The organism is Variovorax sp. GW821-FHT09B05, from assembly GCF_059418265.1.
The window spans coordinates 193,180-211,261 of sequence record NZ_JBWKPN010000012.1 but is presented as its reverse complement, the minus strand read 5'-3'; the positions used below and the strand labels follow the sequence as shown (position 1 = coordinate 211,261).

Sequence of the window (18,082 nt, the reverse complement as noted above, 5' to 3'; positions counted from 1 at the left end):
ATCGAACCGATCAATCGACCTGCGCGCCCGAGCGCTGCACCGCCTCGCCCCACTTGGCGATCTCGGTGCGCGCGAAGGCGTCGAGCTGGTCGGCATTCATCTCGGCCTGCTCGATGCCCTGCTGCGTGAGCTTCTCGCGCACCTCGGGCTGGGCCAGCACCTGGCGCGTGGCCTCGCGCAGCCGGTCGCGCTGCACGGCGGGCATGCCGGCGGGCGCATACAACATGAACCAGGCGACGAGGTCGAAGTCCTTCACGCCCTGCTCCATCAGCGTGGGCACCTCGGGCGCGGCGGCGCTGCGCTTCGCGCCCGAGGCGCCGATCGCGCGCAGCTTGCCCGCGCGCACCTGCGGCAGCACCGCGGCCGGGTGATAGAACATGAACTGCACGTTGCCGGCCATCAGCTCGGTCATGGCCTGCGCGCCGTCGCGGTAGGGCACGTGCATGAAGCTCTTGCCGAGCCGCACGTTGAGCAGCTCGCCGGCCAGGTGGCCCGAGGTGCCGTTGCCGGCCGAGGCGAAGTTCACGTTGCCGCTCGCGTTGCCCAGGTCGGCCACGCGCTTCCACGGCGAGCCGGCAGGCACCACCAGCAGCGTGGGCGTGGCGCCGATGAAGCCCAGCGGCACGAAGTCGCGCAGCGGCTGGTAGCTCAGGCGCTTGTAGAGCGAGGGGTTGATGGCGTGCGTGCCCACCGTGCCCAGCAGCAGGGTCTGGCCGTCGGCACCGGCGCGCGCGACCTGCTCGCTGCCGATGGAGCCGCCCGCGCCGGGCTTGTTCTCGACGATCGCGCCGGTGCCGAGCTGGCGGCCCAGCGCATCGGCCAGGATGCGGCCGACGATGTCGGTCGAGGTGCCGGCCCCGAAGGGCACGACGATCTTCAGCGGCCGCGCGGCGCCCGGCGCCTGCGCGAGCGCCGCGCCCGTGGCCAGCAGCGCGCCGGCCAGCAGCAGGCGGCGCTTCATGCCGCGCTCCCGAAGCCGGCGGGCAGCTCGCCCTCGTACTGCAGCTCGCGCGTGGCCTGGTAGGACAGCGCGAAGCCGCTCGGCGTCTCGGCCTCCTCGGCCAGGTGCGCGATCAGCCCCGCGGTGCGCGCGAGGATCGGCACGCCGCGCAGCGAGGCCACCGGGAAGCCCACGCCCAGCAGCACGGCCGGGATCGCGGCCGAGACGTTCATGCGCAGCTCGCGGCCCATGATGGCGGGGATGGCGCGTTCGAGCGCCTGCGCGATCTGCACGTAGCGCAGGTCGGCGCCGGCCTCGGTCGCGACCTCGATCAGCCGGTCCACGCGCGGATCGTTGGCCTTGTGCAGCGGGTGGCCGTAGCCGGGGATGGCCTGGCGGCCTTCCTTCAGCGCGCGGAGGGTGTCGGCCGCCACGGCGTCGAGCGCCTCGCCCGCGTCGACGCGCGCCGCCACGCCGGCGAACAGCCGGCCCGCGGTTTCGGACGCGCCGAGGATCACCGAGCCGCAGCCCAGGATGCCCGCGGCCACCGCGCCCTGCAACGCATCGGGCGCGGCCGCGAAGGTCATGCGGCTGGCCTGCACGCTGGGCACCAGGCCGTGCTCGGCGATCGCCACCAGCGTGGCGTCGAGCACCGCGCTGCAGGCGGCGTCGGGACGGCGGCCGGTGAGCAGCAGGAAGAAGTAGTCCGAGAACGAGACGCGGCCGATCAGGTCGCGGCAGAGGTCCTGGCCACGCACGACGATGGTGTGTTCGTCCGAGGTGCAGATGGCGGTGCGCGGGACGGTGGATTTGCCGATTTTCATGGGAGGGCGTTCGAGGTGGCGGGTTGCAGATGGAAGTCGTAGTGCGCGGACCAGTACGGCCGCTCGAGCGCGCGGCCGTCGGGCGCGCGGCCCGGCGCATGGGCCTCGAAGTCGACGAGCAGGCTGGGCCGCACGCCGAACACCGCGTCGGAGTCGATGTAGGGGCTGCCCGCGACGAACAGGTGCGTGGTCACCGGCACGTGGCCCTCGGCCGCCACCTTCATGTGGATGTGGCCGGGCCGGTTCGGATGGCGGCCCATGCCGTCGAGCATGCGGCCCACCGGGCCGTCGACCGGTACCGGGTAGTACGAGGGCTTGATCGACCAGAACCAGTAGCGGCCCTCGGCGTCGGTGCGGATGCGCGCGCGCGCCGCCATGCCCGCGCCCTCGACCTGCATGTCGTAGACGCCCTCGCCGTCGCCCGACCAGATGTCGAGCAGCGCGTTCGCGAGCGGCTCGCCGCGCGTGTCGCTGACGCGGCCGCTGTAGAAGGCCGGCTCGCCGCGCACGCCCGGCGCGATGTCGGCGCCCAGCGGCAGCTCGGGCGCGCCGTCCCAGTAGTAGGGGCCCTGCACGGTGGCCTCGGTGGTCTCGGTCGCGGGCAGCGCCTCGCCGTTCCTGCCGGCCAGCGCGGCGGCGCGCAGCTGGTCGAGCATCACCACCATCATCGAGGCGCCCAGCGTGTCCGACAGCAGGATGAACTCCTGGCGCCTGTCGTCGCAGGCCTGGCCGACGGCGGTGAGGAACTCGATGCCGGCCATCCATTCGGCGGGCTGCAGGTCGACCTCGCGGATGAAGGCGTGCAGGTGCTCGATCAGCGACTGCATGATGCGCGCGAAGCGCGGGTCGGCCGCGCCGTCGAGGCGCTGCAGCGCGGCCCGGGTCAGTTCGTCGGCGTTCGATGGGGTCATGGGGCTTTGTCTCCGTTCTTTTCTTCTGGGGTGGGAATGCGTCAGCGCTGCCGCAGGCGTCGGCGTATGGGTTCGACGATCGCCGCGTTGTCGGCGCCCAGCACCGGCGGCGCCGTGACCTCGAGCGCGCGCTCGCCGTCGAAGCTCACGGGCGAGCGGATGGTGCGCCAGTCGCCGCCCTCGGGATGGGGCGCGCTGACCTCGAGCTGCAGGTGGCGCGCCTGCGGGTCCTCCATGGCCTCGCGCGTGTCGTACATGGGCGCATGCGGCACGTCCTCGGCCTCGAGCCGCGCGCACCAGTCGGCGCGCGTGCGCGCGCGGAACAGGCCGTCGAGCAGCGCGATCAGGTCGTTCTGGTGCGCGATGCGGCCCTCGCGCGTGGCGAAGCGGGCGTCCTGGAACAGGTCGGGCCGCTCGATCGCGTTGGCCAGGCCCTGCCAGAACTTCTCGGGCGAGGACATGTGCAGCGCGATCCACAGGCCGTCGGCGCACTCGAGCACGTACGACTGCGAGACGCTGGGCCGGCTGAACGGACCCATGATCTCGTTCTCGGAGAAGTAGTGCGTGAAGGCGTCGAGGTTGAAGTGGCACATGGCCTCGAGCATCGAGACCTCGACCTTGCGGCCCTGGCCGGTGCGCCCGCGCTCGACCAGCGCGCCGAGCACGCCGTAGGCCGCGTAGAAGCCGGTCATCGCGTCGGCCACGGCCGGGCCCACCACGCGCGGATTGGCAGGGTTCACCAAGAGCTTGAGGAAGGCGCTGGCCGCCTGCGCCACCGTGTCGTAGGCCGGGCGCGCCGCGGCCGGGCCGGTCTGGCCGAAGCCGCTGATGGCGCAGTAGATCAGCCGCGGATTGAGTTCGCGCAGCCGCGTCTCGCCCGCGCCCAGCCGCTCGGCCGCGCCAGGGCGGAAGTTCTGGATGTAGACGTCCGAGTCCTTCACCAGCTCGTCGAACACCGCCGCGTCCTCGGCCAGCTTGGGGTTGAGCGTGACGCTGCGCTTGTTGCGGTTGTAGGTCTGGAAGTGCGGGCTGTAGAGCCCGCCGCGGAACGAACGGAACGGATCGCCGCTGCCGGGCTGCTCCACCTTGACCACCTCGGCGCCGAGGTCGGCCAGGAACATGCCGGCCGCCGGCCCGGTGATGAACGTGCCTTGCTCCAGCACCTTGATGCCGCTGAGGACCTTGTGCACTCGTGTGTCTCCTGCTGTCGTGTCGTGTCATGCCCTCGCGGGATGGGAGCGAACTCTATGCAGGCGGCCCGTTTTTTAACAATGATGGTTTTGCATGGATACCATCGATGGCATCGATCGTTCGACGCAACGGAAGGCCTCCATGGAACTGCGGCACCTGCGCTACTTCAGCGCCCTGGCCGGCTCGCTCAACTTCACGCGCGCGGCCGAGCGGCTGCACGTCACGCAGTCGACGCTGTCGCACCAGATCAAGCAGCTCGAGGAGGAGCTGGGCCGGCCGCTGTTCGACCGCATCGGCAAGCGCGTGGCGCTGACCGAGGCCGGCGAGGCCTTCCTGCACCACGCCACGCGCGCGCTGCAGGAGATCGACCGCGGCCTCGGCGCGCTGCGCGAGGACCCGCAGGAGGCGGCCGGCGAGCTGCGCATCGGCTCCACCCACACCTTCAACCTCGGCTTCATTCCCGACTGCATCGCGGGCTTCCAGCAGCGCTATCCGCGCGTGCGCGTAATGGTCGACGAGCTCGCGGCCGACCTGATCGGTCAGCGGCTGCAGCAGGGCACGCTCGACCTCGGCATCGCCTACCGGCCGGCCCAGCCCGGGCCGTTGCAGTTCGAGCCGCTCTACAACGAGGAGATGGTGCTGGTGGTGGCGCACGACCATCCGCTGGCGCGGCGCAAGCGCCTGCGCATGGTCGAGCTGCACCGGCTGCCGATGGCGCTGCTGCCCGCGAGCTTCGCCACGCGACAGATGCTCGACGAGTGCTTCCGCTCCTGCGGCGCCGAGCCGCAGGTGGTGGCCGAGATCAACACGCTGGCGCCGATCATGGGGCTGGTGGCGAAGACGCGGCTCGCGGCCATCGTCTCGGCCAACGCGGTGCTGCCGAACTCGGGGCTCGCGACCGTGCGGCTCGAGAGCCCGACGCCGGTGCGCACGCCCGGCATGCTGTGGGCGCCGAAGGCGCGCGAGGCGGCGCCCACGCGCGCCTTCGCGGCCATCGTGCGCAAGATGGCGTTCCGCACCAGCATGCTCGAGCGCAGCGACGGCTAGTCAACGACTGGCACCATTTGCAACCGCTCTGGCGCGCATTGCTACCTTCCGCGCCTTGTGTACCAGGCAGGCCGGGCCCATCTGCCGGACAATGGATTCCGCTTTTCCATCCTCCCGCGACACCAGAGACAAGCCATGAAACTCCCCACCCGCGTCCAGATCGTCGACGTCGGCCCGCGCGACGGGCTGCAGAACGAGAAGCAGCCGGTTTCGGCCGAAACCAAGATCGGCCTGGTGCACCGGCTGCAGGACGCCGGCCTCGAGGAGATCGAGGTCACCAGCTTCGTGAGCCCGAAGTGGGTGCCGCAGATGGCCGACAACGCCGAGGTGATGCACGGCATAAAGCGCAAGCCCGGCGTGCGCTATTCGGTGCTCACGCCCAACCTGAAGGGCTTCGAGGCCGCCATCGCCGCGCCGCGCGAGGAATGGCCCGACGAGATCGTGGTGTTCGGCGCCGCCAGCGAGGCCTTCAGCCAGAAGAACATCAACTGCTCGATCGCCGAGAGCATCGAGCGCTTCGCGCCCGTGGTGGCCGCGGCGCTCGACAAGGGCATCCGCGTGCGCGGCGCGATGTCATGCACGGTCGGCTGTCCCTACGAAGGCGAGATCGCCCCGGCCAAGGTCGGCTACCTCGCGCAGCTGATGAAGGGCATCGGCGTGCAGCGCGTCGACGTGGCCGACACCATCGGCGTGGGCACGCCGCGCAAGGTGCAGGCGGCGATGGAGGCCACGCTGGCCCACTTCGGCGTCGACGCCATCTCCGGCCACTTCCACGACACCTACGGGCAGGCGCTGGTCAACACGCTGGCGGCGCTCGAGCTGGGCGTGTGGAACTTCCAGTCCTCCTCGGCCGGCCTCGGCGGCTGCCCCTATGCCAAGGGCGCGACCGGCAACGTGGCGACCGAGGACGTGGTCTACATGCTGCACGGCATGGGCATCGAGACCGGCATCGACCTCGACAAGCTGATCGACGCCGGCGTCTACATCAGCGAAGCACTGGGCCGCGAGCCGAACTCGCGCGCCTCGAAGGCGATCCGGACCAAGCGCGCGGGCTGAGCGTCTTCAGCGCCCGAAGGCGCGCAGGCCCAGCAGCACCACCACCGCCACGGCCAGCAGCACTGTGGTGCATTGCCAGAACAGCACCGGCCGGCGCTCGATCAGCGCCGGCATTCGCGCGCGCAGGAACTCGGCGCCCGGTGACTGCAGGTCGTGCGCGAACTCCGACACCGCCTGCTGCCGCTTCGCGGGCTGCGGATGCAGCGCCTTCTGCAGCACCGCGTCGACCCAGGCTGGCAGCTCGGGCCGGAACTGGCGCAGCGGCACATAGCGCAGGCGATGGGCATCGGCCGCGCTGCGGATGCGCGACGCCTGCAGTCCGTAGGGCAGTTGCCCGCTCAGCATGCGGTAGGCGATCACGGCCAGCGAGAACAGGTCGGAGTGCGCCGTGCCGCCCTGGCCCGTGAAGTACTCGGGCGCGGTGTACTGCGGCGTGCCCTCGATCGCGAGCGCGCGCGGCTCGCCGCCGCCATCGTTGAGCCCGGCCACGTGGGTGGCGGCCAGGTCGATCAGCTTGACCGTGCCCGCGCGGTCGATCATCGCGTTCTCGGGCCGCAGGTCCTGGTGCAGCATCTCCTTGCCGTGCATGGCCTGCAGGCCGCGCGCGAGCTGCGCGACGATGGCGCGCACGCTGTCGAGCGAGGGCCGCGGGTGGTCGACCATCCACTGCGCGAGCGTCTGGCCCTCCACGTACTCCATCGCCACGAACAGGTGGCCGCGCGCGTGCTCCAGCGGCCAGGCCTTGAGCACGTGCGGGCTGTCGATGCGCCGCGCCACCCATTCCTCGAGCACGAAGCGGTCGAGGTAGGCGGCATCCTCGCGCAGGTCCACCGAGGGCAGCTTCAGCACCGCGGGGCGGCCGCTGGCGTCGTCGGTGGCGAGGTAGACGTGGCTGCGCGAACTCAGGTGGATCTCGCGCACCAGCGTGAAGCCCTCGAAGCGGTCGCGCGGCGCCAGCATTGGCGGCAGCGCGAGCCCTTCGCGCTCGAGCGCCGGCGCCGGCGCATCGGGCGCGGGCAGTTCGTCGATGCGCAACAGCTGCACGGTGGCATCGTCCTGGCCGCCGCGCGCGCGGGCGATCTGCACCAGGCGCAGCGCGGCCGCGTCGAGGTCGCCGGCGCAGCGCACCAGCGCGTCGTTCACGGCGGCGGCATCGAGGTGCGCATGCGCGCCGTCGGTGGCGAGCAGGTAGACCTCGCCGGCCTCGGCCTCCCAGCAGCGGTAGTCGATCTCGACGTTGGGGCCCGCGCCCAGCGCGCGGCCCAGGTACGACTCCACCGACGAGACATGCACGCGGTGGTCGTCGGTGAGCTGCTCGAGCGCGCTCGCGTGCACGCGGTAGATGCGTGCATCGCCCACGTGCAGCAGGTGCAGCTCGCGGCCCTTGAGGATCAGCGCGCTGAAGGTGCAGACGTAGCCGCTGTCCTTGTCGAAGCGCGCGTCGCTGCGCATGGTCTGCGCATGCAGCCAGGAGTTGGTGGCGCCCAGCACGCGCTGCGCCGCGCGGCGCACCGACCAGGCATCGGAGGTGGCGTAGTAGTCCTCGAGGAAGCCGCGCACGGCCGCCGCGCTCGCGACCTGGCTCACGCGGCTCGAGCCGATGCCGTCGGCCAGCGCGAGCGCGATGCCCTTGGCGGCGCGCTGCGCGCCTTCGGGCAGCATCGCGCCATGGAAGTCCTGGTTGACCGCCGACCCGACGCCGGCCAGCGAGTGCTGGCCCAGCGTGACGCGCGGCGGGCGACCGGCGGCCATGGGCGCGCGATCAGCCGGCGACGCGCTTGGGCGCCGTCTTGTAGTGCGTGGCGTAGAGCGTGAGGCCGACGAAGCTCAGGCCGCCGACCAGGTTGCCGATCACCGTGGGCAGCTCGTTCCAGATCAGGTAGTCCATCAGCGTGAACTTGCCGCCGAGCATCAGGCCGGTGGGGAACAGGAACATGTTGACGATCGAATGTTCGAAGCCCATGTAGAAGAAGATCATCACCGGCATCCACATGCCGATCGCCTTGCCCGAGACGGTGGTCGACATCATGGCCGCGACCACGCCGGTCGACACCATCCAGTTGCACATCACGCCGCGGATGAACAGCGTCAGCATGCCGGCCGCGCCGTGCGCGGAATAGCCGACCGTGCGGCCCTCGCCGATGTGGCCCAGCCGCTCGCCGATGGCGTTGGGGGCCTCGCTGAAGCCGAAGGTGAAGATGATCGCCATGAACACCGCGACCGTGAGCGCGCCCGCGAAGTTGCCGACGAACACCAGGCTCCAGTTGCGCATCACGCCGCCCCAGGTGGCGCCGGGGCGCTTGTCGAGCACCGCGAGCGGCGCCAGGGTGAAGACGCCGGTCAGCAGGTCGAAGCCCAGCAGGTACAGCATGATGAAGCCGACCGGGAACAGCATCGCGCCGACCAGCGCATTGCCGGTGTTGACCGTGATGCTGACCGCGAAGGCCGCCGCCAGCGCGAGGATGGCGCCGGCCATGTACGAGCGGATCAGCGTGTCGCGCGTGGACATCAGCAGCTTGGATTCGCCGGCATCGACCATCTTGGTGACGAACTCGGCGGGGGCTAGATAGGCCATGGGGATCCTTGGGGAGAAGTGGAATGCCGGGGAAGGGGAGCGCGGCTCAGGCCAGCGCGACGAGCACGCGGCCCTCGTGCTCGCGCACCGCATGCGCGCGCACCGAGTGCTCGGGCGCCTCGAGGCATTCGCCGCTGCGCAGGTCGAAGTGGTTCTTGTAGAGCGGCGAGGCGACCACGATGCGGTCGCCGAGGCTGCCGACCAGCCCGCGCGAGAGCACGCTGGCGCCGGCCTTCGGGTCGACGTTGTCGATGGCGTAGAGCGTGGCCTCCTGGCCGACGCGGAAGATCGCCACGTGCACGCCCTCGACCAGCGCGCACACGCCGGTGTCGGGCAGGATGTCGGTGGCCGCGCACACGGCGGTCCAGTGCAGGTCTTGCTGGGTCATGGGGCTTCCTTTTTCGTTGTGCATCAGGCCATCGAGACGTCGGCCGCCTCGCTGCGCTCCTCGGCGCGCGCCGGCCGCTTCTGGCCGCGCTCGCTCACGAACACGATGTGCTCGTCGGGCTTGTCGCTGTTGACGAAGGAGCGGAAGCGCTGGCGCGTGGCCGGGTCGTTGACGGCGGTCTTCCACTCGCACTGGTAGGTGTCGACCACGGCCTGCATCTGGGTCTCGAGCTCGGCGTGGAGGCCCAGCGTGTCCTGCAGCAGCACGCCCTTGAGGTAGTCGAGGCCGCCCTCGAGACTCTCGCGCCAGGTGCTGGTGCGCTGCAGCCGGTCGGCGGTGCGCACGTAGAACATCAGGAAGCGGTCGATCAGGCGGATCAGCTCGGCCTTCGACAGGTCGCTCGCGAGCAGCTCGGCATGGCGCGGCTTCATGCCGCCGTTGCCGCAGACGTAGAGGTTCCAGCCCTTGTCGGTGGCGATCACGCCCACGTCCTTGCCCTGTGCCTCGGCGCATTCGCGCGTGCAGCCCGAGACGCCGAACTTGATCTTGTGCGGCGCGCGCAGGCCCTTGTAGCGGTTCTCGAGCTCGACCGCGAGGCCCACGCTGTCGTCCACGCCGTAGCGGCACCAGGTCGAGCCGACGCAGCTCTTCACCGTGCGCAGCGACTTGCCGTAGGCATGGCCCGACTCGAAGCCGGCCGCGATCAGCTCCTCCCAGATCGCGGGCAGCTGCTCGACGCGCGCGCCGAACATGTCCACGCGCGCGCCGCCGGTGATCTTGGTGTAGAGGCCGTGCTTCTTCGCCACCTGGCCGACCGCGATCAGCCCGTCGGGCGTGACCTCGCCGCCCGGCATGCGCGGCACCACCGAATAGGTGCCGTCCTTCTGGATGTTGCCGAGGAAGTAGTCGTTGCTGTCCTGCAGCGCGGCCAGGTCCTTCTTGAGCACGAACTCGTTCCAGCACGAGGCGAAGATGCTCGCGGCCACGGGCTTGCAGATGTCGCAGCCCAGGCCCTTGCCGTGCCTGGCGAGCAGGTCGGCGAAGCTGCGGATCTCGCCCACGCGGATCAGGTGGTAGAGCTCCTGGCGCGAATAGGGGAAATGCTCGCAGAGGTGGTTGTCGACGGCCATGCCGCGCCTGGCCATCTCCATCTTCATGACCTGCGTGACCAGCGGCACGCAGCCGCCGCAGGTGGCGCCGGCCTTGGTGCAGGCCTTCATCGCGGCCGGGGTGCAGGCGCCCTGGCCCACGGCCTCGCAGATCTGTCCCTTGCTGACGTCGTTGCACGAGCAGATCTGCGCGCTGTCGGGCAGGGCCTCGACGCCCAGGCCCGGCTTCGCCTTGCCGTCGCTCGAGGGCAGGATCAGGAACTCGGGATCTTCCGGCAGTGCGATGCCGTTGAGCGCCATCTGCAGCAGGGTGCCGTATTCGGCGGCATCGCCCACGAGCACGGCGCCGAGCAGCAGCTTGCCGTCCTCGCTGACGACGATCTTCTTGTAGACCTTCTTGCGCTCGTCGATGAACTGGTAGGCGCGCGACTTCGGCGTCCTGCCGTGCGCGTCGCCGATGCTCGCCACGTCCACGCCCATCAGCTTGAGCTTGGTGCTCATGTCGGCGCCGGTGAAGGCGGCCTCGTGCTCGCCCGCGATGTGGCGCGCCGCCACGCGCGCCATGTCGTAGCCGGGCGCGACCAGGCCGAAGGTCTGTTCGTTCCACGAGGCGCATTCGCCGATCGCGTAGACGTTGCGGTCGCTGGTGCGGCAGTGGTCGTCGACCGCCACGCCGCCGCGCGGACCCACGGCCAGCAGGCACTGGCGCGCGAGCTCGTCGCGCGGGCGGATGCCGGCCGAGAACACGATCATGTCGGTCTCGAGGTAGCTGCCGTCGGCGAACACCATGCGATGGCGCGCGGCGGCGCCGTCGACGATCTCCACCGTGTTGCGGCCGGTGTGCACGTGCAGGCCCAGCGCCTCGATGCTCTCGCGCAGCGCGCGGCCGCCGCCCTCGTCGACCTGCACCGCCATCAGCCGCGGCGCGAACTCCACCACGTGGGTCTCGAGGCCCATGTCGCGCAGCGCCTTCGCGCATTCGAGGCCGAGCAGGCCGCCGCCCACCACCACGCCGCTGCGCGAGCGCGCGCCGCATTCCTTCATCGCCTCGAGGTCCTCGATGGTGCGGTAGACGAAGCAGTGGGGCCGGTCGCGGCCCGGCACCGCGGGCACGAAGGGAAAGGAGCCGGTGGCCAGCACCAGCTTGTCGTAGGCCACGACCTCGCCGTCGGCCGTGGTGACGGTGTTGTTGCGCCGCTCGACCGCCACCGCGCGCGCGGCCAGGCGCAGCGTGAAGCCGCTGCGCTCGAAGAAGCCGGGCTCGACCAGCGAGAGGTCTTCGGCCGTCTTGCCCGCGAAGAATTCGGACAGGTGCACCCGGTCGTAGGCCGGCCGGGGCTCCTCGCACAGGACGGTGACTTCCGCGCCGGGAATGCCGAGCGCGTGGAGCTGCTCGAGGAACTTGTGGCCGACCATGCCGTGGCCGATGACTGCGATTTTCATGCTGAGGTCCTGCGGGGGCAGCCGGTCCTCGGATGCAGGCCACCGGGGCTGTCGGGGCGACAGCGGCAGGGGGCCTCCGCGACGGAACGGATGCGAATAATCGGATGGACAAACGAATCCGGCGGCTCATCGCCATCGGCTCGCTCGAACCCCGCCGTCGTTAGCGGAGGCACTGCGGACCCACCCAGGCCGGGAGGTCCGCGATGGGGTCGAGCAATATCCATGCCGCCGAAAAAGACCGGTGGCGGCCCGTGCGCGCACCGCAATCGCACCCAAAGTGGCGCGGCCGCGGTGCGGTGCTGCCCGCATTGGTGCGGTGCCCGAAAGGGTGGCCGCGCGGCGGCGGCGCCGGGCCCGGGGCTTTTTCGTATGCTCGGGTGCCTGCAACGCGGGGCGCACGCCCCCACGAACCTCCGAAGACCCAAGCCATGTGCGGCTCCGAACTCCATTCCCTTCCCGACGGTGTCCAGCGCGTCGCGCGCGTGCTCCAGGACGCCGGCCACCCGCATGCGCCGCGCATGCTCGACGACGCCTGCCGCACCGCGCAGCAGGCGGCCGACGCGCTCGGCATCGCGGTCGGCCAGATCGCCAAGAGCATCATCTTCCGGCGCAAGAGCGACGAGGTCGCGGTGCTGGTCATCACCTCGGGCGACCGGCGCGTCGACGAGAAGAAGGTCGATGCGATCGTCGGCAAGACCGGCCGTGCCGACGCCGACTTCGTGAAGGCGCGCACCGGCTTCACCATCGGCGGCGTGTCGCCCGTGGGCCATGTCACGAAGCCCGTGGTGCTGATCGACCGCGAGCTGTTCCGCTTCGAGGAGATCTGGGCCGCCGCGGGCCATCCGCATGCGGTGTTCCAGCTGCGTCCGCACGACCTCGAGACGCTCACGGGCGCGCCGGTGGCCGACGTGGTGGTGGCCGCGGCGTGAACGTCGCCGAAGCGCAGGCCCTGGCCGACCGCGCCGCGGAACTGCGGGGGCTGGCCGAGCCGGTGCCCTCGCCCTGCAGCTCGGTGTGCCGCATGGACCGGCTCAGCGGCTTCTGCGAGGGTTGCCTGCGCACCATCCCCGAGATCGCGGGCTGGAGCCGCATGGAGGACGACGAGCGGCGGCAGGTCTGGCGCGCGATAGAGTGGCGGGCCCGGGCCGGCATCTGGCGGGCGCCGGCCATCGGAGACATCGACGCATGAAGCACATCGACTTCTACCTGGACTTCATCTCGCCCTATGCCTACCTCGCGTTCGAGCAGCTGCCGCAAACGCTCGAGGGCCTGAGCTACAGCGTGGACTACCGCCCGGTGCTGCTTGGCGCGGTGCTCAAGGCGCACGGCCAGCTCGGGCCGGCCGAGATTCCCGCCAAGCGCGGCTGGACCTACCGCCACGTGCTGTGGCTGGGCCACCAGCACGGCATCGAGATCGCGATGCCGGCCTCGCATCCCTACAACCCGCTCGCGCACCTGCGGCTCGCGCTCTCCGCCTCCGACGACGGCCGCGTGAGCCGGCTGGTGGCCGAGACCGTCTTCCGCCACGTCTGGCGCGGCGGCCTCGAGGCGGCCGACCCCGCGCGGCTGGCCGCGCTCACCGCGCAACTGCAACCGCGTCGCGATGCCGGCAGCGACGAGAGCAAGGCCCTGCTCCAGCGCAACACCGCGGATGCGATCGCGCTCGGCGTGTTCGGCACGCCGGCCTATGCGGTCGACGGCCGGCTGTTCTGGGGCTTCGACGGCCTCGCGATGCTGCGCGCCTACCTCGCGGGCGATGCCTGGTTCGACGGCCCGCAATGGGCCGAGGCCGACCAGCGTCCGGCCCTGCTGCGCAGCAGCAAAAACTGAGCATCCGCAGCAGCCACGCTGCATTTCTTACAGGCTGAAACGTGCGTCGAGGGTTTCACCTTAATCCGTAAGCGCCCGTTCAGTTTCGCGAAAGGCTCGGGTCAGTCGCGCCTCCAAGAATGCCCCACGGTCCCGAATTCGGGCGCCGCATGAACGCATACACAGGAGACGATCAATGGCAGCCACACTAGATTCACGGGGAGTGCCGCATCCGGCCCCCCGGCCCATGTCGGCGGAGGAGAAGAAGGTCATCTTCGCTTCTTCGCTGGGAACCGTGTTCGAGTGGTACGACTTCTACCTCTACGGTTCGCTCGCGGCGATCATCGCGAAGCAGTTCTTCAGCGGCCTCGATGCGGGCGCAGCCTTCATCTTCGCGCTGCTGGCCTTCGCGGCCGGCTTCCTGGTGCGTCCGTTCGGCGCCATCGTGTTCGGCCGGCTCGGCGACATGATCGGGCGCAAGTACACCTTCCTGGTCACGATCCTGATCATGGGCCTGTCGACCTTCATCGTCGGCCTGCTGCCCAGCTACGCGACCATCGGCGTCGCGGCGCCGGTGATCCTGATCGCGCTGCGCATGCTGCAGGGCCTCGCGCTCGGCGGCGAGTACGGCGGTGCCGCCACCTACGTGGCCGAGCACGCGCCGCACGGCAAGCGCGGTGCCTACACCTCGTGGATCCAGACCACGGCCACGCTCGGCCTGTTCCTGAGCCTGATCGTGATCCTGGGCGTGCGCGAAGGCCTGGGCGAAGCGGTGTTCAACGACTGGGGCTGGCGCATTCCGTTCCTGGTCTCGATCCTGCTGCTGGGCATCTCGGTATGGATCCGACTGTCGCTGTCGGAATCGCCGGCGTTCCAGCGCATGAAGGCCGAGGGCAAGACCTCGAAGGCGCCGCTGGCCGAATCCTTCGGCGAGTGGAAGAACCTGAAGATCGTGATCCTGGCACTGGTGGGCCTGACCGCCGGCCAGGCCGTGGTCTGGTATTCGGGGCAGTTCTACGCGCTCTTCTTCCTGACCGCGCAGCTCAAGGTCGATGCGACCACCGCCAACCTGATGATCGCCGCCGCGCTGCTGCTCGGCACCCCGTTCTTCGTGATCTTCGGCACCCTGTCGGACAAGATCGGCCGCAAGCCGATCATCATGGCCGGCTGCCTGCTGGCCGTGGTGACCTACTTCCCAGTCTTCAAGATGCTGACCGAGGCCGCCAACCCCGACCTCGCCAAGGCCCAGGCCACCGCGGGCGTGACCGTGACCGCCGACCCCGCGACCTGCTCGTTCCAGGGCAACCCCGTGGCCCGCGAGATCGACTTCCGCAGCTCCTGCGACATCGCCAAGCGCTACCTGGTGCAGAACTCGGTGAGCTATGAGAACGTGGCCGGCGCGCCGGGTTCGAAGGCCGTCGTGAAGATCGGCGACAAGACGGTGGAAGCACCGATCGGCAACGTCGTGAACCTCAAGTTCGACGAGACCTCCGCCAAGGAGATCGCAGCCTTCAAGAAGGGCGTGGCCGAGGACCTGAAGATCGCTGGCTATCCGGCCAAGGCCGACCCCGCGAAGATGAACAAGGTGCTGACGGTGCTGCTGCTGTTCTGGCTGGTGCTGCTGGTGACCATGGTCTACGGGCCGATCGCCGCGATGCTGGTCGAGCTGTTCCCCACGCGCATCCGCTACACCTCGATGAGCCTGCCGTACCACATCGGCAACGGCTGGTTCGGCGGCCTGCTGCCGACCACCGCCTTCGCCATCGTGGCCTCGACCGGCAACATGTACAACGGCCTCTGGTACCCGATCATCATCGCGGGCATCACGCTGGTGATCGGCACGCTGTTCATCCGCGAGACCAAGGACGTGGACATCTACGCCCACGACTGACAAGGTGTGAGCGCCGCGGCGCCGATGAGAGGAGGGCGCCGCGCGCCCTCCGTTCAACAAAGAGGCTTCATGCCGACCCTCGGCATGAGGCCTTTTTCTTGAACCTAGCAATCACCCCTCTCAGGAGACAGAACCCATGTGGAAAATCGCAGTCGGCTTCGCCATCTTCGCGGCCATCGCGCTGTACGTGATCTCGAAGGCCGGCGACAAGGTCGACATGTCGGGCGAGAAGCACGGCGTGGAAGTGCACGAGCCGGCGCCTGCTGCGCCGGCTGCCGCTGCGAGCGCGCCGAAGTAAATCTCCGAAGCGCTGCCTAGCGCTTGAAGCGGCCGTCACTCACTATGGAGAGGTCGACGTATTCGATGCCGGTGTGGTCGGTCGGCGAGAACGAGATGTCGAGCCCGCCGCCCGGGTCGTACTGGAAGGCATTGAGCGTGGCCAGCAGCCGCGCGCGCGTGGGCTTCGGCCCGGTGCGGCGCAGTGCCTCCACCAGCACCTTGGTCGCCACGAAGCCTTCGAGCAGCGCGGGCGACAGGTCTTCCTGGCCCTTGGCCTTGGCGAGCGCCAGGGCCTCCTTGATCAGCGGATTGCCGAACGAGCGCTCGTAGGGGAACACCTGCGTGATGATCACGCCGCGGCTCGCGCTGCCGAGGTCCTTGATGAAGCCCGAGGCCGCGTTGTTCGACAGCGTGACCACCTGCGCGGCCGAACCCGCGGCGCGCAGCGCCTTCACGCCGTCGGACACCGAGGTGCCCGAGCCGATCCACAGCACGGCCTGCGCATTGGCCTCGACGAGCTTCGGCACGATGGCCGCGAAGTCGGGCTTGTTGCGGTCGGCCAGCGCGATCACCACCGGCTTGAGATTGGCCTTCTCGAAGCCGCGGTTCGCGCCCTCGAGGCCGTCCTTGCCGAAGGAGTCGTCGGCCTGCACCACCGCGATGCGCTGGATGCCCGTGGTCTGCAGGTGCACCACCGCCTTCTCGGCCTCGCGCTGGTAGGTGGAGCGCACGTTGAAGATGTTCTTCTGCACCGGCTTGTGCAGCGCCATCGCGCCGGTCGACGGGCCGACCAGCGGCACGCCGTGCTTGTCGAGCAGCGGGATCACCGCGAGCGTGTTGGGCGTGCCGCGGTTGAGCAGCAGCGCGACCACCTTCTTGTCCTCGATCAGGATGCGCGAGTTCTCGAGCGAGCGCTTGGCATCGAGGCCGTCGTCCATGCGGATGACCTCGATCTGCTCGCCGTTGATGCCGCCCTGGGCATTGACCTGGTCGATGACCAGCTGCGAGCCCATGATCGTCTCCTTCACGCTGGCCGCCACCGGTCCCGACAGGTCGGCCGACTGGCCGATCACGATCTGGGCCGAGGCGCCGGTCGCCGCGAGTGCGAGCAGCAATGCGGCGGCGCGCAGGCGCGGGATCCTTTTCTTCTTCTTCATCGACAAAACCTTTCCCGTCGGGATTCGTGTCCATGTCAGCAAATGCAATTATGTGTAGCTAGACGTGACATACGATTCCTCGTGCAAACCCTGTCAAACCGTTGTTTGCAAAAGCAAAAAGCCGGGCGCTGGGCCCGGCTTGGTCGAGAGGGAAAGGCGGCGCTTCAGCGCTTGAAGCGGCCCTCGCTGATGATCGAGAGGTCGGCGAAATCGATGCCGCTGTGGTCCTGCGGCGTGTAGCTGATCTCGAGGCCGCCGAGGTCGTAGTCGCGCAGGCCGTCGAGCGCGGCCATCACGCGGGCGCGCGTGGGCTTGGGGCCGGCGCGGCGCAGCGCCTCCACCAGCACCTTGGCCGAGGCGAAGCCCTCGAGCGCCGCGGGCGAGAGTTCGTTCTGGCCCTTGGCCTTCGCGAGCGCGATCGCCTCCTTCACCATCGGATAGCTGATCGAGCGCTCGCTCGGGAACACCTGCGTGACCACCACGCCGCGGCTGGCCTCGCCGAGCTGCTTGATGAAGCCCGAGGAGGCGTTGTTCGACAGCGTGACCACCTGCGCCGCCGAGCCCGCCGCGCGCAGCGCCTTGATGCCGTCGACCACCGCGCTGCCCGAGCCGATCCACAGCACCGCCTGTGCCTTGGCCTGGACGATGGCGGGCACGATGGCCGCGTAGTCGGGCTTGTCGCGGTCGGCCGGCACGGTGGCCGCGGGCTGGGCTTTGGCCTTGCCGAAGCCGGTCATCGCGCCCTCGAGCGCATCGGCGCCGAAGGAGTCGGTCACGTGCACGACCGCGATGCGCACCATGCCGATGGTCAGCAGGTGCTGCACCGCCTTCTCGGCCTCGCGCTGGTAGGTGGCGCGCACGTTGAACACGTTCCGCTGCACCGGCTTGTGCAGCACCATCGCGCCGGTGGAGGGCCCGATCAGCGCCACGCCGTGCTTGTCGAGCCAGGGAATGATGGCCTGCGAATGCGGCGTGCCGCGGCTCATGAAGAGTGCGAGCACCTTTTTGTCCTCGATCAGCGCGCGGCCGTTCTCGCCCGCGCGCTTGACGTCGAAGCCGTCGTCGAGCCGGATCACCTCGATCTTCTCGCCGTGCACGCCGCCCTGCGCATTGGCGGCATCGATCACGAGCTGCGCGCCGCCGATGGTCTCGTTGACGCTGGCGGCCACCGGGCCGGTCATGCCGGCGGTCTGGCCGATCAGGATCTGCGCCTGCGCGGGCAGCAAGACCAGCGCGCCAAGCGCGATCAGGGCCGCGCGCAGGCGGCCGTGCTTGTTCGTCATGTGTGCTCGTCCCTTCTTTTGCGATGGCGCTGCCACCGTTGCAAACCAACGCCTTATTTGTTTCTAAAAGTATTAAGTCCACCATTCGGACAAACCCCTGCGCGGCCACCGTCCTTACAGAGAGGTGCACCGGCGCGTCATGGACCACTCCCTAGAATGTTTGCCCCACCCCCAAGGCA

General features: G+C 69.7%; 17 protein-coding genes. 7 read left to right on the top strand and 10 right to left on the bottom strand.

What is annotated here, in order from left to right; translation table 11 throughout:
* Window positions 1–10 precede the first annotated feature (10 nt).
* Genes AC07RM_RS28420 through AC07RM_RS28405 form a run of 4 tightly spaced genes read right to left on the bottom strand, consistent with a single transcriptional unit; the run spans window position 11 to window position 3,865 of the window.
* The gene (locus AC07RM_RS28420) at window positions 11–961 is read right to left on the bottom strand and encodes a Bug family tripartite tricarboxylate transporter substrate binding protein (protein ID WP_495336675.1); all 951 of its coding nucleotides are present in this window, start codon (window positions 959–961) and stop codon (window positions 11–13) included.
* Window positions 958–1,764 (bottom strand): citryl-CoA lyase, encoded by an 807-nt coding sequence (locus AC07RM_RS28415; protein ID WP_495336674.1) that lies wholly within the window; start codon window positions 1,762–1,764, stop codon window positions 958–960. Before AC07RM_RS28415 ends, AC07RM_RS28420 begins: the two co-directional genes overlap by 4 nt.
* A complete protein-coding gene (locus AC07RM_RS28410) occupies window positions 1,761–2,675 on the bottom strand; it encodes a dioxygenase family protein (RefSeq protein WP_495336673.1) in 915 nt (304 codons plus the stop codon). Before AC07RM_RS28410 ends, AC07RM_RS28415 begins: the two co-directional genes overlap by 4 nt.
* A gap of 41 nt (window positions 2,676–2,716) precedes the next feature.
* A complete protein-coding gene (locus AC07RM_RS28405; RefSeq protein WP_209543842.1) occupies window positions 2,717–3,865 on the bottom strand; it encodes a CaiB/BaiF CoA transferase family protein in 1,149 nt (382 codons plus the stop codon).
* 142 nt (window positions 3,866–4,007) lie between these two features.
* Between AC07RM_RS28405 and AC07RM_RS28400 the strand changes: the two genes are divergently transcribed.
* Entirely contained in the window at window positions 4,008–4,913 is a 906-nt protein-coding gene (locus tag AC07RM_RS28400) for a LysR substrate-binding domain-containing protein (protein ID WP_209543911.1), read from the top strand.
* Between the two features lie 135 nt (window positions 4,914–5,048).
* The gene (locus AC07RM_RS28395; RefSeq protein ID WP_057590718.1) at window positions 5,049–5,969 is read left to right on the top strand and encodes a hydroxymethylglutaryl-CoA lyase; all 921 of its coding nucleotides are present in this window, start codon (window positions 5,049–5,051) and stop codon (window positions 5,967–5,969) included.
* A gap of 6 nt (window positions 5,970–5,975) precedes the next feature.
* Here AC07RM_RS28395 and AC07RM_RS28390 read toward each other — a convergent pair whose 3' ends face one another.
* The 4 genes from AC07RM_RS28390 to nirB are packed head-to-tail and all read right to left on the bottom strand — an operon-like array spanning window position 5,976 to window position 11,484.
* Window positions 5,976–7,721, bottom strand: coding sequence for a bifunctional protein-serine/threonine kinase/phosphatase (locus AC07RM_RS28390; protein ID WP_495336672.1), 1,746 nt, complete (start codon window positions 7,719–7,721; stop codon window positions 5,976–5,978).
* 10 nt (window positions 7,722–7,731) lie between these two features.
* Complete coding sequence (locus AC07RM_RS28385) at window positions 7,732–8,544, bottom strand: formate/nitrite transporter family protein (protein ID WP_208508653.1); 813 nt, start codon at window positions 8,542–8,544, stop codon at window positions 7,732–7,734.
* Between the two features lie 46 nt (window positions 8,545–8,590).
* Window positions 8,591–8,932: a nitrite reductase small subunit NirD gene (gene nirD, locus AC07RM_RS28380; protein WP_203203000.1), complete on the bottom strand. Its 342-nt coding sequence runs from the start codon at window positions 8,930–8,932 to the stop codon at window positions 8,591–8,593.
* Between the two features lie 23 nt (window positions 8,933–8,955).
* The gene (gene nirB, locus AC07RM_RS28375) at window positions 8,956–11,484 is read right to left on the bottom strand and encodes a nitrite reductase large subunit NirB (RefSeq protein WP_495336671.1); all 2,529 of its coding nucleotides are present in this window, start codon (window positions 11,482–11,484) and stop codon (window positions 8,956–8,958) included.
* Between the two features lie 428 nt (window positions 11,485–11,912).
* Between nirB and AC07RM_RS28370 the strand changes: the two genes are divergently transcribed.
* The 5 genes from AC07RM_RS28370 to AC07RM_RS28350 all read left to right on the top strand — a co-directional run bounded on the left by AC07RM_RS28370 (window position 11,913) and on the right by AC07RM_RS28350 (window position 15,482).
* Complete coding sequence (locus AC07RM_RS28370) at window positions 11,913–12,413, top strand: YbaK/EbsC family protein (RefSeq protein ID WP_057590723.1); 501 nt, start codon at window positions 11,913–11,915, stop codon at window positions 12,411–12,413.
* The gene (locus tag AC07RM_RS28365; RefSeq protein WP_093348148.1) at window positions 12,410–12,673 is read left to right on the top strand and encodes a DUF1289 domain-containing protein; all 264 of its coding nucleotides are present in this window, start codon (window positions 12,410–12,412) and stop codon (window positions 12,671–12,673) included. The genes AC07RM_RS28370 and AC07RM_RS28365 overlap by 4 nt, the downstream gene beginning before the upstream one ends.
* Window positions 12,670–13,314 carry a 2-hydroxychromene-2-carboxylate isomerase gene (locus AC07RM_RS28360; RefSeq protein WP_495336670.1) on the top strand — a complete coding sequence of 215 codons (645 nt, stop codon included), beginning with the start codon at window positions 12,670–12,672 and terminating at the stop codon, window positions 13,312–13,314. Before AC07RM_RS28365 ends, AC07RM_RS28360 begins: the two co-directional genes overlap by 4 nt.
* Before the next feature lie 175 nt (window positions 13,315–13,489).
* Complete coding sequence (locus AC07RM_RS28355) at window positions 13,490–15,184, top strand: MFS transporter (RefSeq protein ID WP_495336669.1); 1,695 nt, start codon at window positions 13,490–13,492, stop codon at window positions 15,182–15,184.
* A gap of 136 nt (window positions 15,185–15,320) precedes the next feature.
* Window positions 15,321–15,482, top strand: coding sequence for a hypothetical protein (locus AC07RM_RS28350; protein ID WP_172705265.1), 162 nt, complete (start codon window positions 15,321–15,323; stop codon window positions 15,480–15,482).
* A gap of 16 nt (window positions 15,483–15,498) precedes the next feature.
* Here AC07RM_RS28350 and AC07RM_RS28345 read toward each other — a convergent pair whose 3' ends face one another.
* Window positions 15,499–16,620 (bottom strand): ABC transporter substrate-binding protein, encoded by a 1,122-nt coding sequence (locus tag AC07RM_RS28345; RefSeq protein WP_296793741.1) that lies wholly within the window; start codon window positions 16,618–16,620, stop codon window positions 15,499–15,501.
* Between the two features lie 164 nt (window positions 16,621–16,784).
* Entirely contained in the window at window positions 16,785–17,903 is a 1,119-nt protein-coding gene (locus AC07RM_RS28340; RefSeq protein WP_495336668.1) for an ABC transporter substrate-binding protein, read from the bottom strand.
* Window positions 17,904–18,082 lie beyond the last annotated feature (179 nt).

What these genes read in the sequence shown, in the direction of transcription:
- AC07RM_RS28420 (WP_495336675.1), bottom strand. Translation starts at nt 961, where the DNA reads ATGAAGCGCCGCCTGCTGCTGGCCGGCGCGCTGCTGGCCACGGGCGCG.
- AC07RM_RS28415 (WP_495336674.1), bottom strand. Translation starts at nt 1,764, where the DNA reads ATGAAAATCGGCAAATCCACCGTCCCGCGCACCGCCATCTGCACCTCG.
- AC07RM_RS28410 (WP_495336673.1), bottom strand. Translation starts at nt 2,675, where the DNA reads ATGACCCCATCGAACGCCGACGAACTGACCCGGGCCGCGCTGCAGCGC.
- AC07RM_RS28400 (WP_209543911.1), top strand. Translation starts at nt 4,008, where the DNA reads ATGGAACTGCGGCACCTGCGCTACTTCAGCGCCCTGGCCGGCTCGCTC.
- AC07RM_RS28395 (WP_057590718.1), top strand. Translation starts at nt 5,049, where the DNA reads ATGAAACTCCCCACCCGCGTCCAGATCGTCGACGTCGGCCCGCGCGAC.
- AC07RM_RS28390 (WP_495336672.1), bottom strand. Translation starts at nt 7,721, where the DNA reads ATGGCCGCCGGTCGCCCGCCGCGCGTCACGCTGGGCCAGCACTCGCTG.
- AC07RM_RS28385 (WP_208508653.1), bottom strand. Translation starts at nt 8,544, where the DNA reads ATGGCCTATCTAGCCCCCGCCGAGTTCGTCACCAAGATGGTCGATGCC.
- nirD (WP_203203000.1), bottom strand. Translation starts at nt 8,932, where the DNA reads ATGACCCAGCAAGACCTGCACTGGACCGCCGTGTGCGCGGCCACCGAC.
- nirB (WP_495336671.1), bottom strand. Translation starts at nt 11,484, where the DNA reads ATGAAAATCGCAGTCATCGGCCACGGCATGGTCGGCCACAAGTTCCTC.
- AC07RM_RS28370 (WP_057590723.1), top strand. Translation starts at nt 11,913, where the DNA reads ATGTGCGGCTCCGAACTCCATTCCCTTCCCGACGGTGTCCAGCGCGTC.
- AC07RM_RS28360 (WP_495336670.1), top strand. Translation starts at nt 12,670, where the DNA reads ATGAAGCACATCGACTTCTACCTGGACTTCATCTCGCCCTATGCCTAC.
- AC07RM_RS28355 (WP_495336669.1), top strand. Translation starts at nt 13,490, where the DNA reads ATGGCAGCCACACTAGATTCACGGGGAGTGCCGCATCCGGCCCCCCGG.
- AC07RM_RS28350 (WP_172705265.1), top strand. Translation starts at nt 15,321, where the DNA reads ATGTGGAAAATCGCAGTCGGCTTCGCCATCTTCGCGGCCATCGCGCTG.
- AC07RM_RS28345 (WP_296793741.1), bottom strand. Translation starts at nt 16,620, where the DNA reads ATGAAGAAGAAGAAAAGGATCCCGCGCCTGCGCGCCGCCGCATTGCTG.
- AC07RM_RS28340 (WP_495336668.1), bottom strand. Translation starts at nt 17,903, where the DNA reads ATGACGAACAAGCACGGCCGCCTGCGCGCGGCCCTGATCGCGCTTGGC.